Source organism: Caulobacter sp. DWR2-3-1b2 (assembly GCF_049896345.1).
In the GTDB taxonomy this organism is placed as follows: Bacteria; Pseudomonadota; Alphaproteobacteria; order Caulobacterales; family Caulobacteraceae; genus Caulobacter.
The window spans coordinates 610,909-622,824 of sequence record NZ_JAFCUC010000002.1 but is presented as its reverse complement, the minus strand read 5'-3'; the positions used below and the strand labels follow the sequence as shown (position 1 = coordinate 622,824).

Here is an 11,916-nt window from a genome sequence, read left to right as displayed (position 1 = left end):
GTCGCCAAACCGCCCCAGCAGCAGATCCATCGCCATCTCCCGTCAGATGAACCCAATGAATCAGAGCTCGTCCACTCGCTCAATCGAGATGTGTGAACCTGCTAGCCCAAAGGGAGAGGACCTAGGCCGCCATTCACCGGCTCCGCCAGATACGCGTGGATCGCCACCACCATCTGCGCCCCTTCACCCATCGCCTCGGCGACCCGCTTGAGCGATCCCGCCCGCACGTCGCCTATCGCGAACACGCCGTGGCGGCGGGTCTGCAGCACCGGGGTCCCAAGCGACAGGTGCGGACCCGTGCGCACGAAGCCGTGGTTGTCGAATTCGACATGGCACTGGGCCAGCCAGGCGGTGTTGGGCTGGGCCCTGATGAACAGGAAGAGATGGCTGATCGGGCTGCAATGTTGCTCGCCGGTGTCCAGGTGGCGGCGGTGCACGGCGCTGAGCTGGCCGTCCTCACCATCCAGCTGGATGGTCTCTCTGCGGGCCAGCAGCTCGATATTGGGCGAGCTCCCGATGCGGTCGATCAGGTAGCGCGGCATGCTGGCGTGCAGGCTTTCGCCGTGCATCACCGTCCGTACCTTGGCGACCTGGCTGGCCAGATAGACCGCCGCCTGGCCCGCCGAATTGCCGGCCCCAACCAGCGCCACCGCCTGGCCCGCGCACAGCTTGGCCTCGAGCGGCGGGTCCAATAATGCACTGAGCTGCCCTCGAACTGGTCGAGATTGGCGACCTCCAGCCGCCGGTAACGCGCGCCGCTGGCGATCACCACGGCCTTGGCCTGGGTGGTCTCGCCGCTGGTCAGCTGCAGGTGATAGCCGGTGCTTTCGCCATCACAGTCGAGCGTCGCCACCTCGTCGGGGATCGCCAGATTGGCGCCGAACTTCTGGGCCTGGTTTTAGGCCCAGGCCATCAGGGCCATGCCAGACACGCCGGTGGGAAAACCTAGATAGTTCTCGATCCACACCGAGGCGCCCGCCTGGCCGCCGAACGCCCGGGTGTCGAGCACCAGAACCGACAGTCCTTCGGAGGCCGCGTACACTGCGGTGGCCAAGCCCGTCGGACCGGCTCCGACCACGGCGACGTCGTAGATCCGGTCCGGATCCAGCTTGCCGACCATGCCGAGGTCGCCGAACCGGCGGATGCGATCGATCTCCTCCGGCGTCAGGCGGGGAAACATCTGGTCGCGGCGGGTGTCAATGATGGTGGCCATGGGGACAGAGTGCGTCAGGCGAACGTTGAGGTCATCTTCAACGTGCTGGCCGTCCCGTTGGCGACGACGGACGCGACGACGCGCCCACCTGCAAGGCGACCTCGGCGGCTTGGCGCCGCGACGGCGACCTTGGCAAGATCATGACATCAGGGTCATGACCTCGAATTAAGTCGTTTCTCGATAAGGGCCCGGCTAACTTTCCCTCAACAAACCATTCGTTCGAGGGACTTCCATGCGCGCACTTCTGATCCTGGCCGCCGGCGCCGCTGCTCTTGGCTTTGCCGGAGCCGCCCAAGCCGACCCGTCCGTGAAGATCAAAGACGCCGTCGCCCGGGTGGTGGTGATCCCCGAAGCCCGCGGAGACGTGAAGGTCGAATTTCTGACCACCAACCAGAACCTGCCGCTCACCGTTCGCCAGAACGGCTCGGAGACCATCGTCGACGGAGGCCTGAGGATGAACCGCATCAATGGCTGCAACTCGGTGATGGGCAGTCTGACGGTCCACGTGCGCGGGGTCGGCGACGTGAAGTGGGAAGACATGCCGCAGATCGTCATCCGCACGCCGATGAACGCCGAGATCGCCGCCGCCGGCGCGGTGTTCGGCAGCGTCGGTCGCACCGACAAGCTGGAACTGGCCAACGCCGGCTGCGGCGATTGGACGGTCGCCAACGTCAAGGGCAAACTGGAACTGAGCCAGGCGGGCTCGGGCGACACCAAGGCCGGTAGCGCCGGCTCGGCCGAGATCAATATCGCCGGCTCGGGCGACGTGAAGACTCAGGAGATCGGCGGCGATCTGGAGGTCAATATCGCCGGCTCGGGCGGGGTGAACACTGCTAGCGTCGCGGGGGCCATCGACGCCAACATCGCCGGCTCCGGCGACGTGACCATCCTGGGCGGCCGCGCGCGGTCGGTGGATGTCAGCATAATGGGCTCGGGCGACGTCGACTTCGGCGGGGTGGCCGGCAAGGTCGATGTGTCGGTGGCCGGTTCGGGCGACGTGCGCATCGCCAAGGCCGAGGGTCCGGTCAGCAAGTCGGTCGCCGGCTCTGGCGACGTGATCATCGGTCGCTAGACGACGCTCTATATATAGAGAGAGCGAAACGCCCCGGAGCCTGAGCTCCGGGGCGTCCCTTTGTCCGCTGGTGGCCAACGGTGTCCGTGTTAGCGGACGCCGAAGCCAAACAGGCTGTCGGCGTCGATCAGGTCGGCGCCGGCCGCGTCGCGGGCCTTCAGGCTGCCGCCGAAGGTGTAGCGGAAGCCCACCTTCACGGCGTCTGCCTTCAGGTCGGCCAGGTCTTCGGATTCGGTGTGGGTGTACTTGCCGAAGGTCGACCAGCCGGTGTTGGCGAACTTGTATTCCCCGCCGGCATTGACGTCCCAGATGTCGGCGTTGAAGCCGGCGTCGGCGTCGAGCTTGGAATAGCCGGCGCCCACGTCCAGACGGAAGTCGTCCGAGGCGAAGTAGCGGGCTTCACCGCGCACGGCGTACAGGTCGGCGTCCAGGTCGTTCGACTGGCCATAGGCGACGAGGCCGTTCAGCGTGACGTTGGTAAAGTACTTGCTGGCTTCAGCGCCGACGGCCCAGAGGGTGTCGTTCGACGGACGCGACAGGGCCGCGAAGCCGCCGACGCGAACGGTGTCGCCGACCTTGGTGGTCAGGTGAGCGGCGGTGGAGGCGACGGTCTCGTCGCTGATGTCGTTGTCGTTGACCGTGACGGCGCCGTTCAGGGTCACGGTCCAGGCGCCGGTCGGGATGGCGACGTTGCCGTCGACCTTGACCGAGGTGCCGTTGGCGTCGCCAAAGCCGGTGTCGATGTCGGTATAGTTCACGGCGGCGCCGACCGAGCCGATGTTCTGGGCGAAGGCTGGGGCGGAGACGGCCAGCGCCAGGACGGCGGCGGCGGCAAAGAGTTGGGTCTTCATAGTGGGTAATCCCCTTACTGTGTGGCCTCGATCGGCGGGCGGTCGTTTTGGGGAGGGCCGCCCGTCCGTCGAGGAGGGGCGGATTTATGGAGCTTTGGCTGGGTTCACAACCCGCGCCCAGTGGGTGAGCGGCGAATTGATGCAGTTTTGTGACACTTGCGGTGACGGGCTGGCGTACCCTACGCCTAAGCGCGCACGTTCATGCCTCCTCTTCTCAAGCAGGACGCACGTTTCGTCCGACAGCGCTAATTGTCGCCTCGCGTTCCCAAACTCCCTCCATCCTGGCGAAATCCGGGACCCAAGCCGTGGCGCTGGCCTTCTTGCGAGCGAGCGATCAAACTCAGCTTTGGTCTCGGCCTTCGCCGGGGATGAGGGGAGGAGAGGGGCCCTTGGCCTGTCTCCCCAACGTCGCCCAAAACCGGCCCCGAACCGCTTGACGAAACCGATTCTGGCACGTAAAAGCCCCACTCTGTTGGATCGGCTGTGAACTTTCGGGTTCAAACGCGGTCCGCGAACGACTTCGGGCAGCGCCTTTTGGGGCGCAGTTTTCAGTCACCGGCCCTAGCGGGTGACCGCCGGGGCCTATTTGTTTTGCGGACGCTGCGTGCGGAGTTCTCTCTTTGGAGGGGTTCCGGGTTGGTCTTTGAAATGGTTCGAGACGCGGGCGCAGCCCACTAGGAAACCGAGCGATATGGATCGTCAGAACATCCGCATCCGGCTCAAGGCCTTCGATCACCGCGTGTTGGATCATTCCACGCGCGAGATCGTCAATACGGCCAAGCGCACGGGTGCGACGGTACGGGGTCCTATCCCCCTGCCCACGCTTATCGAGAAATTCACCGTCAACCGCTCGCCGCACGTCGACAAGAAGTCGCGCGAGCAGTTCGAGATCCGTACGCACAAGCGCGTCCTCGACATCGTTGATCCGACTCCGCAGACCGTGGACGCGCTGATGAAGCTCGACCTCTCGGCTGGCGTCGACGTCGAAATCAAGCTGTAAGGAGAGCCGAACAGATGACTCTCCCCGCACAACGCACAGGCGTTCTCGCCAAGAAGCTGGGCATGACCCGGTTCTTTGACGAAGCCGGACAGCACATCCCCGTCACCGTCCTTTCGCTGGACGGCTGCCAGGTGACGGCCCAGCGCACGGTCGAGAAGGACGGTTACACCGCCCTGCAACTCGGCGCCGGCGCCAGGAAGCCGAAGAACACCCCGAACGCCATGCGCGGTCACTTCGCCAAGAACTCGGTCGAGCCCAAGCGGGTCGTCGCCGAATTCCGCGTTGATGAAGCCGCCCTGATCGAAGTGGGCGCGGAATTCACCGCCGACCACTACGTCGCTGGCCAGAAGGTCGATATCCAAGGCGTCACCGTCGGTAAGGGTTTCGCCGGCGCCATGAAGCGTTGGAACTTCGGCGGTCTGCGCGCTACCCACGGCGTCTCGGTCTCGCACCGTTCGCACGGCTCGACTGGCCAACGCCAGGATCCGGGTCGTACGTTCAAGGGCAAGAAGATGGCCGGTCACCTGGGTCAGGAAACCGTCACCACCCTGAACGTCACCGTCTGGAAAGTGGACGTTGAGCGCGGCCTTATCCTGGTCAAGGGCGCCGTCCCTGGCTCGGAAGGCTCGTACGTCAAGGTTCGCGACGCGATCAAGAAGGCCGCTCCGGCCGATCTGCCGCGTCCGGGCGCCTTCCGTTCGGCTGGCGCAGCTCCGGCCGAGGCCGCTGCTGAAACCCCCGCTGAAGAAACCTCCGCGGCGACGACCGAAGAGGGCGAAGGCTAATGAAACTCGACGTCATCAATCTGGACGGCGGCAGCGCTGGCTCCGTTGATCTCGACGACGCCATCTTTGGCATCGCCGACATCCGCAGTGACATCCTGCAACGCGTCGTCACCTGGCAGCTGGCCAAGCGCCGCTCCGGGAACCACAAGATTCAGGTTCGTAACGAGGTCTCTCGTACGGGCAAGAAGATGTACAAGCAAAAGGGCACCGGCTCGGCTCGTCACGGTTCGCGCCGTGCGGCTCAATTCGTCGGCGGCGCCAAGGCTCACGGCCCCGTCGTGCGCAGTCACGCGTTCGATCTTCCCAAGAAGATCCGCGCCATGGCTCTGCGCCACGCTCTGTCGTCAAAGGCCAAGGCCGGCTCGATCATCGTGCTGGATAACGTGGCTCTGACCGATCCGAAGACGGCCGCCCTGCGCGCCAACTTCGACAAGATGGGCCTGAAGAACGCCCTGGTCATCGCGGGTCCGGAAGTGGACGGTAACTTCAAGCTCGCCGCCCGCAACATTCCGAACATCGACGTGCTGCCGAACGCCGGCCTGAACGTCTATGACGTGCTGCGTCGCCATACCCTGGTCCTCACCAAGGACGCGGTGGAAGCGATCTCGGCGCGCTTCGCTGAGAAGGAAGCCGCGTAATGGCCGCTACCGCCCGCCACTACGACACGATCCTGTCGCCGGTGATCACCGAGAAGGCCACCCTGCTCAGCGAGCAGAACAAGGTTGTCTTCCGGGTGTCCGCCGATGCGTCGAAGGACGAAATCGCCGCCGCAGTCGAAGAGCTGTTCAAGGTCAAGGTCACCAAGGTCAACACCATGGTCACCAAGGGCAAGACCAAGCGCTTCCGCGGCATCATCGGACGCCGTTCCGATGTCAAAAAAGCCATCGTGACCCTGGCCGAAGGCCAGTCGATCGACATCACGACGGGGCTCTAACCAGATGGCCTTGAAGCATTATAATCCGACTAGCCCGGGCCAACGCGGCCTGGTGCTGATCGACCGCAGCGAGCTCCACAAGGGCCGCCCGGAAAAGAAGCTGGTTGAAGGTCTGACCAAGTCGGGCGGCCGTGGCGGCAATGGCCGCATCGCGGTTCGCTTCCGCGGCGGCGGCGCCAAGCGTCTTTACCGTCTGGTCGACTTCAAGCGTCGCAAGCAAGGCACGGCCACCGTCGTTCGCCTTGAATATGATCCGAACCGCACCGCCTTCATCGCCCTGATCAAGTATCAGGAAGATGGTGAGCTCTCCTACATCCTGGCCCCGCAGCGCCTCAAGGCCGGTGACGAAGTCGTCACCGCCGACAAGGTCGACGTGAAGCCGGGTAACAGCTCGCCGCTGCGGACGATGCCGATCGGCACGATCATCCACAATGTCGAGCTCAAGCCCGCCAAGGGTGGCCAGATCGCGCGTTCGGCTGGCGCCTATGCCCAGCTGGTCGGTCGTGACGCCGGTTACGCCCAGATCCGTCTGAACTCGGGCGAGCTGCGCATGGTGCTCGACACCTGCCTGGCCACCGTGGGCGCCGTGTCGAACCCGGACCACTCGAACCAGAACCTCGGCAAGGCCGGTCGCGTTCGCCACATGGGCCGTCGTCCTCACGTTCGTGGCGTCGCCATGAACCCGGTCGATCACCCCCACGGCGGCGGCGAAGGCCGTACCTCCGGCGGTCGTAACCCGGTGACCCCGGCCGGTAAGCCGACCAAGGGCGCCAAGACCCGCGTCAACAAGGCCACGGACAAATATATCATCCGTTCGCGCCACAAAGCGAAAAAGGGCCGCTAAGCCATGACCCGCTCCGTCTGGAAAGGCCCGTTTGTCGACGGGTACCTCCTGAAGAAAGCCGATGTCGCCCTGGCGTCGGGCCGCAAGGATGTGATCAAGACCTGGTCGCGTCGCTCGACCATCATGCCGCAGTTCGTCGGCCTGGTGTTTGGCGTGCACAACGGTCACAAGCACATCCCCGTCTCCGTGTCGGAAGACATGGTCGGCATGAAGTTCGGTGAGTTCGCACCCACCCGCAGCTTCCCCGGCCACGCCGCCGACAAGAAGGCGAAGAGGAAGTAGGCCATGAGCCAAGCTAAACAAGCTCGCCGCCTGCCGGCCAACGAGGCGATGTGCAAGGTTCGTACCCTGCGCACCAGCGCTCGCAAGCTGAACCTGGTCGCCCAGTCCATTCGTGGTCTGAACGTCCAGCGCGCTCTGAACGAGCTCGAATTCAGCCACAAGCGTATCGCTCAGGATGTCCGCAAGGCGCTGTACTCGGCCATTTCCAACGCCGAGAACAACCACAACCTCGACATCGACTCGCTGGTCGTCGCCGAGGCCTATGTGGGCAAGAATCTGGTTATGAAGCGCTTCTCGCCCCGCGCCCGCGGCCGTGCGACGCGCGTTGAAAAGCCGTTCTCCGAGATCACCATCGTGGTCCGCGAACTGGGTGAGGCCGCCTAATGGGTCAGAAAGTCAATCCAGTCGGGCTGCGGCTCGGCATCAATCGTACCTGGGACAGCCGTTGGTTCGCCGACGGCGCCCAGTACGGCAAGCTTCTTCATCAGGACCTCGCGGTCCGCACGATGCTGAAGAAGCGCCTGTATCTGGCCGGCGTGTCGCGCATCATCATCGAGCGTCCGCACAAGAAGTGCCGCGTCACGATCTATGCGGCGCGTCCCGGCGTGATCATCGGCAAGAAGGGCGCCGACATCGACAAGCTCCGCAAGGACCTGTCGGTGATGACCGAAGGCGAGGTTCACCTGAACATCGTCGAGATCCGCAAGCCCGAAACCGACGCCCAGCTGGTGGCCGAGTCCATCGCCCAGCAGCTTGAGCGCCGTATCGCCTTCCGTCGCGCCATGAAGCGGTCGATCCAATCGGCCGTTCGTCTTGGCGCCAAGGGCATCCGCATCAACGTGTCGGGTCGCCTCGGCGGCGCTGAAATCGCGCGGATGGAATGGTATCGCGAAGGTCGCGTGCCGCTCCACACCCTGCGCGCCGACATCGACTACGGTTTCGCGGAAGCCAAGACCACCTACGGCATCATCGGCGTGAAGACCTGGATCTTCAAAGGCGAAGTGCTGGACCACGACCCGATGGCGCTCGACAAGCGTCTCGCCACTGAATCCGGCCCGGCCGGCGAAGGTGGCGGACGCGAGCGCGGCGATCGTCCCGACCGGGGTGATCGCGGCCGTCGCGATCGGGGCTAAGGATAGAGCGCTATGCTGTCACCGAAAAAAACCAAGTTCCGCAAGCAGTTCAAGGGCCGTATCCACGGCACTTCGAAGGGCGGCACCCTGCTGAATTTCGGCTCCTACGGCCTCAAGGCCGTTGAGCCGGAGCGCATCACGGCGCGTCAGATCGAAGCGGCTCGCCGCGCGATCACTCGCCAGATGAAGCGTCAAGGCCGTGTCTGGATCCGTATCTTCCCCGACGTGCCGGTCACCGGCAAGCCGGCCGAAGTCCGGATGGGTAAGGGCAAGGGCGCCGTCGACCACTGGGCCGCTCGCGTGGCTCCGGGTCGCATCATGTTCGAAATCGACGGCGTGCCGGACGATGTCGCCCGCGAAGCGCTGCGCCTCGGCGCGGCCAAGCTGCCGATCCGTACCCGTGTCGTCACCCGCATCGACGCTGGTGCGGCTCTGGAGGCCGAAGCGGCATGACCAAGATTGCTGATATCCGGGGCATGACGCCTGACCAACTCGCCGAGCAGCTGCTCAGCCTCAAGAAGGAGCAGTTCAACCTGCGCTTTCAGGCCGCGACCGGTCAGGTGGAAAAGACCCACCGCGTTGGCGAGATCCGCAAGGATATCGCCCGCATCAAGACCGTGCTGCGCGCCAAGGCCGCGGCTTAAGGAGAACGATATGCCCAAGCGTATCCTCGAAGGGGTTGTCGTCTCCGATAAGGGCGACAAGACCGTAGTGGTCAAGGTTGAACGGACCATCGTTCACCCGCTGCTGAAGAAGATCGTGCGTCGGTCCAAGAAGTACCACGCACATGATGAGAGCAACTCGTACAAGGCTGGTGAAGTCGCCCGCATCGTCGAATGTGCTCCGAAGTCCAAGCTGAAGACCTGGGAAGTCCTTCCCAAGGTCTCGGCTTAATCTGGAAGGTTTGAACCATGATCCAGATGCAAACTAACCTGGAAGTCGCCGACAACTCCGGCGCTCGCCGGGTCATGTGCATCAAGGTGCTGGGTGGGGCGGGTCGCCGCTACGCCAGCGTCGGTGACGTGATCGTCGTGTCCGTGAAGGAAGCCATTCCTCGTGGCCGCGTGAAGAAGGGTGACGTGCTTCGCGCCGTCGTCGTTCGGGTCAACCAAGGCATGAAGCGTAAGGACGGGTCGCTGATCCGTTTTGACAAGAACGCCGCGGTCATCGTCAACAAGCAGAGCGAGCCGGTCGGCACGCGGATTTTCGGCCCGGTTCCTCGTGAACTGCGCGCGAAGAACCACATGAAGATCATCTCCCTCGCCCCCGAGGTGCTGTAATGGCTGCCAAGATCAAAAAGGGCGACCGCGTTGTTGTCCTGGCCGGCAAGGACAAGGGCAAGCAAGGCGCTGTGACCCAGGTCATCGTCAAGGCGAACCGGGTCCTGGTGCAAGGCGTGAACCTCGTTCAACGCCACACCAAGGCCACCCAAGCCGATCCGCAAGGCGGCATCAAGAGCAAGGAAGCCGCGCTGCACGTCTCGAACGTCGCCATCGTGGATTCCAACGGCAAACCCACCCGCGTCGGCTTCAAGGTTGAAGGCGACAAGAAGGTGCGTTTCGCCAAGACCACGGGCGAGGTGATCAATGGTTGATCAAGCTTACGAGCCGCGGCTGAAGTCCGAATATCGCGCGCGCATCCGCGCCGCTTTGAAGGAACAGTTCGCGTACACCAACGAAATGCAGATCCCCAAGCTGGACAAGATCGTCCTGAACATGGGCATCGGCGAAGCTGTGGCCGACTCCAAGAAGGCCCAGACCGCGCTGAAGGATCTGATGGCCATCGCTGGCCAGAAGCCGGTCCCCACGAAGGCCCGCAAGTCGATCGCCGGCTTCAAGCTGCGCGAAGGCATGGTGGTCGGCGCGAAGGTGACCCTCCGCAAGGACAAGATGTACGAGTTCCTCGACCGTCTGGTCACGATCGCGCTGCCGCGCGTGAAGGACTTCCGCGGTCTGAACGGCAAGAGCTTCGACGGTCGTGGCAACTACGCCATGGGCCTGAAGGAGCACCTGGTGTTCCCGGAAATCAACTATGACCAGATTGAACAGATCTGGGGCATGGACATCATCGTCTGCACCACTGCGAAGACCGATCAGGAAGCCAAGGCTCTCCTGAAGGAATTCCAGTTCCCGTTCACGAATTAAGAGCGGGCAGGGAAAAGCACCATGGCAAAGAAAAGCGCTGTAAATCGCAACCTCGCGGTCAAGGCCCTCGTCAAGCAGTATGCCAGCAAGCGCGTCGCGCTGAAGGCGATCGCCAATGACGAAAGCCTGCCGCTCGAAGAACGCTTCGAAGCCCGCCTGAAGCTCGCGAAGCTTCCGCGCAGCTCGTCCGCCGTTCGCATTCGTAACCGATGCGAAGTGACGGGCCGCCCGCGCGCCTATTATCGCAAGCTGAAGATGAGCCGGATTGCGCTCCGCGAGCTTGGCTCGTCGGGCCAGATCCCCGGCCTCGTCAAGTCGAGCTGGTGAGGACGATCAGATGTCGATGAACGATCCCCTGAGCGATATGATCGCTCGCATCAAGAACGCCGCCACGCGCAAGCGCGCCAAGGTCGCGACGCCAGCTTCGAAGCTGCGCGCCCGCGTCCTGGACGTGCTGGCCGACGAAGGCTACATCCGCGGTTATTCGCTCGTGGAAAAGCCCGGCGCGTTCCCCGAATTCGAGATCGAGCTCAAGTATTTTGACGGTGAGCCCGTGATCGCCGAAATCGCACGCGTGTCCAAGCCGGGCCGCCGCGTCTATTCGTCGATCAAGGACCTGAAGCCGATCAAGAACGGCCTTGGTATCTCGATCCTTTCGACGCCGAAAGGCGTCATGTCGGACTCCGCCGCCCGCGACGCTAATGTCGGTGGCGAAGTCCTCTGCCGCGTCTACTAGGCGCGGGAGGGAAAAAACATGTCACGGATCGGTAAGAAAGCCGTCGCGGTCCCCTCGGGCGTGAATATCACGCTCGACGGGCAGACCGTCACGGTCAAGGGCCCCAAGGGTCAGCTCTCCTGGACCATCGCGGAAGAGATCACCATCAGCCAGGAAGGTTCCGACCTTCTGCTGGTGGCCCGCGATGACAGCAAGCGCGCCAAGTCGATGTGGGGTCTGTCCCGCACGCTGGTCGCCAACATGGTGCAGGGCGTCACCACTGGCTTCGAGGAAACCCTCGAACTGGTGGGCGTTGGTTACCGCGCCGCGATGAAGGGCGACGCGCTCTCCATCCAGCTCGGTTTCTCCCACGATGTGAACGTCGAGCCTCCGGCTGGCGTCACCTTCGCGGTGCCCAAGCAGACCGAAATCAAGATCGCCGGCGCTGACAAGCAGGCGGTCGGCGAGATTGCCGCGAAAATTCGCCGCATTCGTCCGCCCGAGCCCTACAAGGGTAAAGGCGTGCGGTATGCTGGCGAAAAGGTTCGCCGCAAGGAAGGCAAGAAGAAGTAAGCCATGGCGCTCTCACCTCGCGAATCCGCCGTGCGTCGTGCCCAACGCACCCGCACCCGCCTCAAGGCCCTGTCCAATGGTCGACCGCGTCTGTCGGTCTTCCGTTCGTCCAAGAACATCTACGCCCAGGTCATCGATGATGAACGCGGCGTGACCTTGGCCTCGGCTTCCACCCTCGAGGGGGAAGCCGCGACCAAGGGGGCGGACAGGGACGCGGCCGCCCTGGTCGGCAAGCTCGTCGCCGAACGCGCCATCGAAAAAGGCGTCAAGGACGTCGTCTTCGATCGCGGCGGCTATATATTCCACGGTCGGGTGAAAGCCCTGGCCGACGCCGCGCGCGAAGCCGGCCTGAATTTCTAAGGGAAATCAC

Annotated in this window: 22 protein-coding genes and 1 pseudogene; 20 read left to right on the top strand and 3 right to left on the bottom strand. The window is 63.7% G+C overall.

The genetic code is table 11. The features are described from left to right. Positions 1-101: 101 nt before the first annotated feature. Positions 102-692 carry an NAD(P)/FAD-dependent oxidoreductase gene (locus tag ACP694_RS09280; RefSeq protein WP_426011824.1) on the bottom strand — a complete coding sequence of 197 codons (591 nt, stop codon included), beginning with the start codon at positions 690-692 and terminating at the stop codon, positions 102-104. Between the two features lie 206 nt (positions 693-898). Further along, a complete protein-coding gene (locus tag ACP694_RS09275) occupies positions 899-1,213 on the bottom strand; it encodes an NAD(P)/FAD-dependent oxidoreductase (RefSeq protein ID WP_426011823.1) in 315 nt (104 codons plus the stop codon). A 232-nt stretch (positions 1,214-1,445) separates the two neighbouring features. Between ACP694_RS09275 and ACP694_RS09270 the strand changes: the two genes are divergently transcribed. After that, positions 1,446-2,285, top strand: coding sequence for a GIN domain-containing protein (locus ACP694_RS09270; protein WP_426011822.1), 840 nt, complete (start codon positions 1,446-1,448; stop codon positions 2,283-2,285). A gap of 89 nt (positions 2,286-2,374) precedes the next feature. Here ACP694_RS09270 and ACP694_RS09265 read toward each other — a convergent pair whose 3' ends face one another. Further along, positions 2,375-3,136, bottom strand: a complete 762-nt coding sequence (locus tag ACP694_RS09265) for a hypothetical protein (protein ID WP_426011821.1) — start codon at positions 3,134-3,136, stop codon at positions 2,375-2,377. A 578-nt stretch (positions 3,137-3,714) separates the two neighbouring features. Here ACP694_RS09265 and ACP694_RS09260 point away from each other — a divergent pair. The 19 genes and pseudogenes from ACP694_RS09260 to rplR all read left to right on the top strand — a co-directional run. Next, a pseudogene (locus tag ACP694_RS09260) lies at positions 3,715-3,814 on the top strand (hypothetical protein); the annotation flags it as partial. Positions 3,815-3,827: 13 nt separating this feature from the next. Next, a complete protein-coding gene (gene rpsJ, locus ACP694_RS09255) occupies positions 3,828-4,136 on the top strand; it encodes a 30S ribosomal protein S10 (RefSeq protein WP_004616952.1) in 309 nt (102 codons plus the stop codon). 14 nt (positions 4,137-4,150) lie between these two features. Beyond that, the gene (rplC, locus tag ACP694_RS09250) at positions 4,151-4,921 is read left to right on the top strand and encodes a 50S ribosomal protein L3 (RefSeq protein WP_426011820.1); all 771 of its coding nucleotides are present in this window, start codon (positions 4,151-4,153) and stop codon (positions 4,919-4,921) included. Beyond that, positions 4,921-5,559, top strand: coding sequence for a 50S ribosomal protein L4 (gene rplD, locus ACP694_RS09245; protein ID WP_426011819.1), 639 nt, complete (start codon positions 4,921-4,923; stop codon positions 5,557-5,559). The genes rplC and rplD overlap by 1 nt, the downstream gene beginning before the upstream one ends. Beyond that, positions 5,559-5,855: a 50S ribosomal protein L23 gene (locus ACP694_RS09240; RefSeq protein WP_419251732.1), complete on the top strand. Its 297-nt coding sequence runs from the start codon at positions 5,559-5,561 to the stop codon at positions 5,853-5,855. Before rplD ends, ACP694_RS09240 begins: the two co-directional genes overlap by 1 nt. Before the next feature lie 4 nt (positions 5,856-5,859). Next, the gene (rplB, locus tag ACP694_RS09235; protein WP_426011818.1) at positions 5,860-6,699 is read left to right on the top strand and encodes a 50S ribosomal protein L2; all 840 of its coding nucleotides are present in this window, start codon (positions 5,860-5,862) and stop codon (positions 6,697-6,699) included. A 3-nt stretch (positions 6,700-6,702) separates the two neighbouring features. Then, positions 6,703-6,981: a 30S ribosomal protein S19 gene (gene rpsS / locus ACP694_RS09230; RefSeq protein ID WP_007662753.1), complete on the top strand. Its 279-nt coding sequence runs from the start codon at positions 6,703-6,705 to the stop codon at positions 6,979-6,981. Positions 6,982-6,984: 3 nt separating this feature from the next. Beyond that, positions 6,985-7,365: a 50S ribosomal protein L22 gene (rplV, locus tag ACP694_RS09225; protein WP_007662752.1), complete on the top strand. Its 381-nt coding sequence runs from the start codon at positions 6,985-6,987 to the stop codon at positions 7,363-7,365. Continuing rightward, positions 7,365-8,114, top strand: a complete 750-nt coding sequence (rpsC, locus tag ACP694_RS09220) for a 30S ribosomal protein S3 (RefSeq protein WP_426011817.1) — start codon at positions 7,365-7,367, stop codon at positions 8,112-8,114. Before rplV ends, rpsC begins: the two co-directional genes overlap by 1 nt. A gap of 12 nt (positions 8,115-8,126) precedes the next feature. Then, entirely contained in the window at positions 8,127-8,567 is a 441-nt protein-coding gene (gene rplP, locus ACP694_RS09215; RefSeq protein WP_426011816.1) for a 50S ribosomal protein L16, read from the top strand. Beyond that, positions 8,564-8,758 (top strand): 50S ribosomal protein L29, encoded by a 195-nt coding sequence (gene rpmC / locus ACP694_RS09210; RefSeq protein ID WP_035049361.1) that lies wholly within the window; start codon positions 8,564-8,566, stop codon positions 8,756-8,758. Before rplP ends, rpmC begins: the two co-directional genes overlap by 4 nt. A gap of 10 nt (positions 8,759-8,768) precedes the next feature. After that, positions 8,769-9,008 (top strand): 30S ribosomal protein S17, encoded by a 240-nt coding sequence (gene rpsQ / locus ACP694_RS09205; protein WP_426011815.1) that lies wholly within the window; start codon positions 8,769-8,771, stop codon positions 9,006-9,008. Between the two features lie 17 nt (positions 9,009-9,025). After that, positions 9,026-9,394, top strand: a complete 369-nt coding sequence (rplN, locus tag ACP694_RS09200; protein WP_007662742.1) for a 50S ribosomal protein L14 — start codon at positions 9,026-9,028, stop codon at positions 9,392-9,394. Beyond that, positions 9,394-9,708 (top strand): 50S ribosomal protein L24, encoded by a 315-nt coding sequence (gene rplX / locus ACP694_RS09195; RefSeq protein WP_426011814.1) that lies wholly within the window; start codon positions 9,394-9,396, stop codon positions 9,706-9,708. The genes rplN and rplX overlap by 1 nt, the downstream gene beginning before the upstream one ends. Beyond that, on the top strand, positions 9,701-10,258 hold the full coding sequence (gene rplE, locus ACP694_RS09190) for a 50S ribosomal protein L5 (protein WP_426011813.1): 558 nt from the start codon (positions 9,701-9,703) through the stop codon (positions 10,256-10,258). Before rplX ends, rplE begins: the two co-directional genes overlap by 8 nt. Before the next feature lie 21 nt (positions 10,259-10,279). Then, positions 10,280-10,585 carry a 30S ribosomal protein S14 gene (gene rpsN / locus ACP694_RS09185; RefSeq protein WP_007662736.1) on the top strand — a complete coding sequence of 102 codons (306 nt, stop codon included), beginning with the start codon at positions 10,280-10,282 and terminating at the stop codon, positions 10,583-10,585. 10 nt (positions 10,586-10,595) lie between these two features. After that, positions 10,596-10,994 carry a 30S ribosomal protein S8 gene (rpsH, locus tag ACP694_RS09180; RefSeq protein ID WP_012285676.1) on the top strand — a complete coding sequence of 133 codons (399 nt, stop codon included), beginning with the start codon at positions 10,596-10,598 and terminating at the stop codon, positions 10,992-10,994. An 18-nt stretch (positions 10,995-11,012) separates the two neighbouring features. Further along, entirely contained in the window at positions 11,013-11,546 is a 534-nt protein-coding gene (rplF, locus tag ACP694_RS09175; RefSeq protein ID WP_426011812.1) for a 50S ribosomal protein L6, read from the top strand. 3 nt (positions 11,547-11,549) lie between these two features. Continuing rightward, on the top strand, positions 11,550-11,906 hold the full coding sequence (gene rplR, locus ACP694_RS09170) for a 50S ribosomal protein L18 (RefSeq protein WP_426011811.1): 357 nt from the start codon (positions 11,550-11,552) through the stop codon (positions 11,904-11,906). Positions 11,907-11,916: the final 10 nt, after the last annotated feature.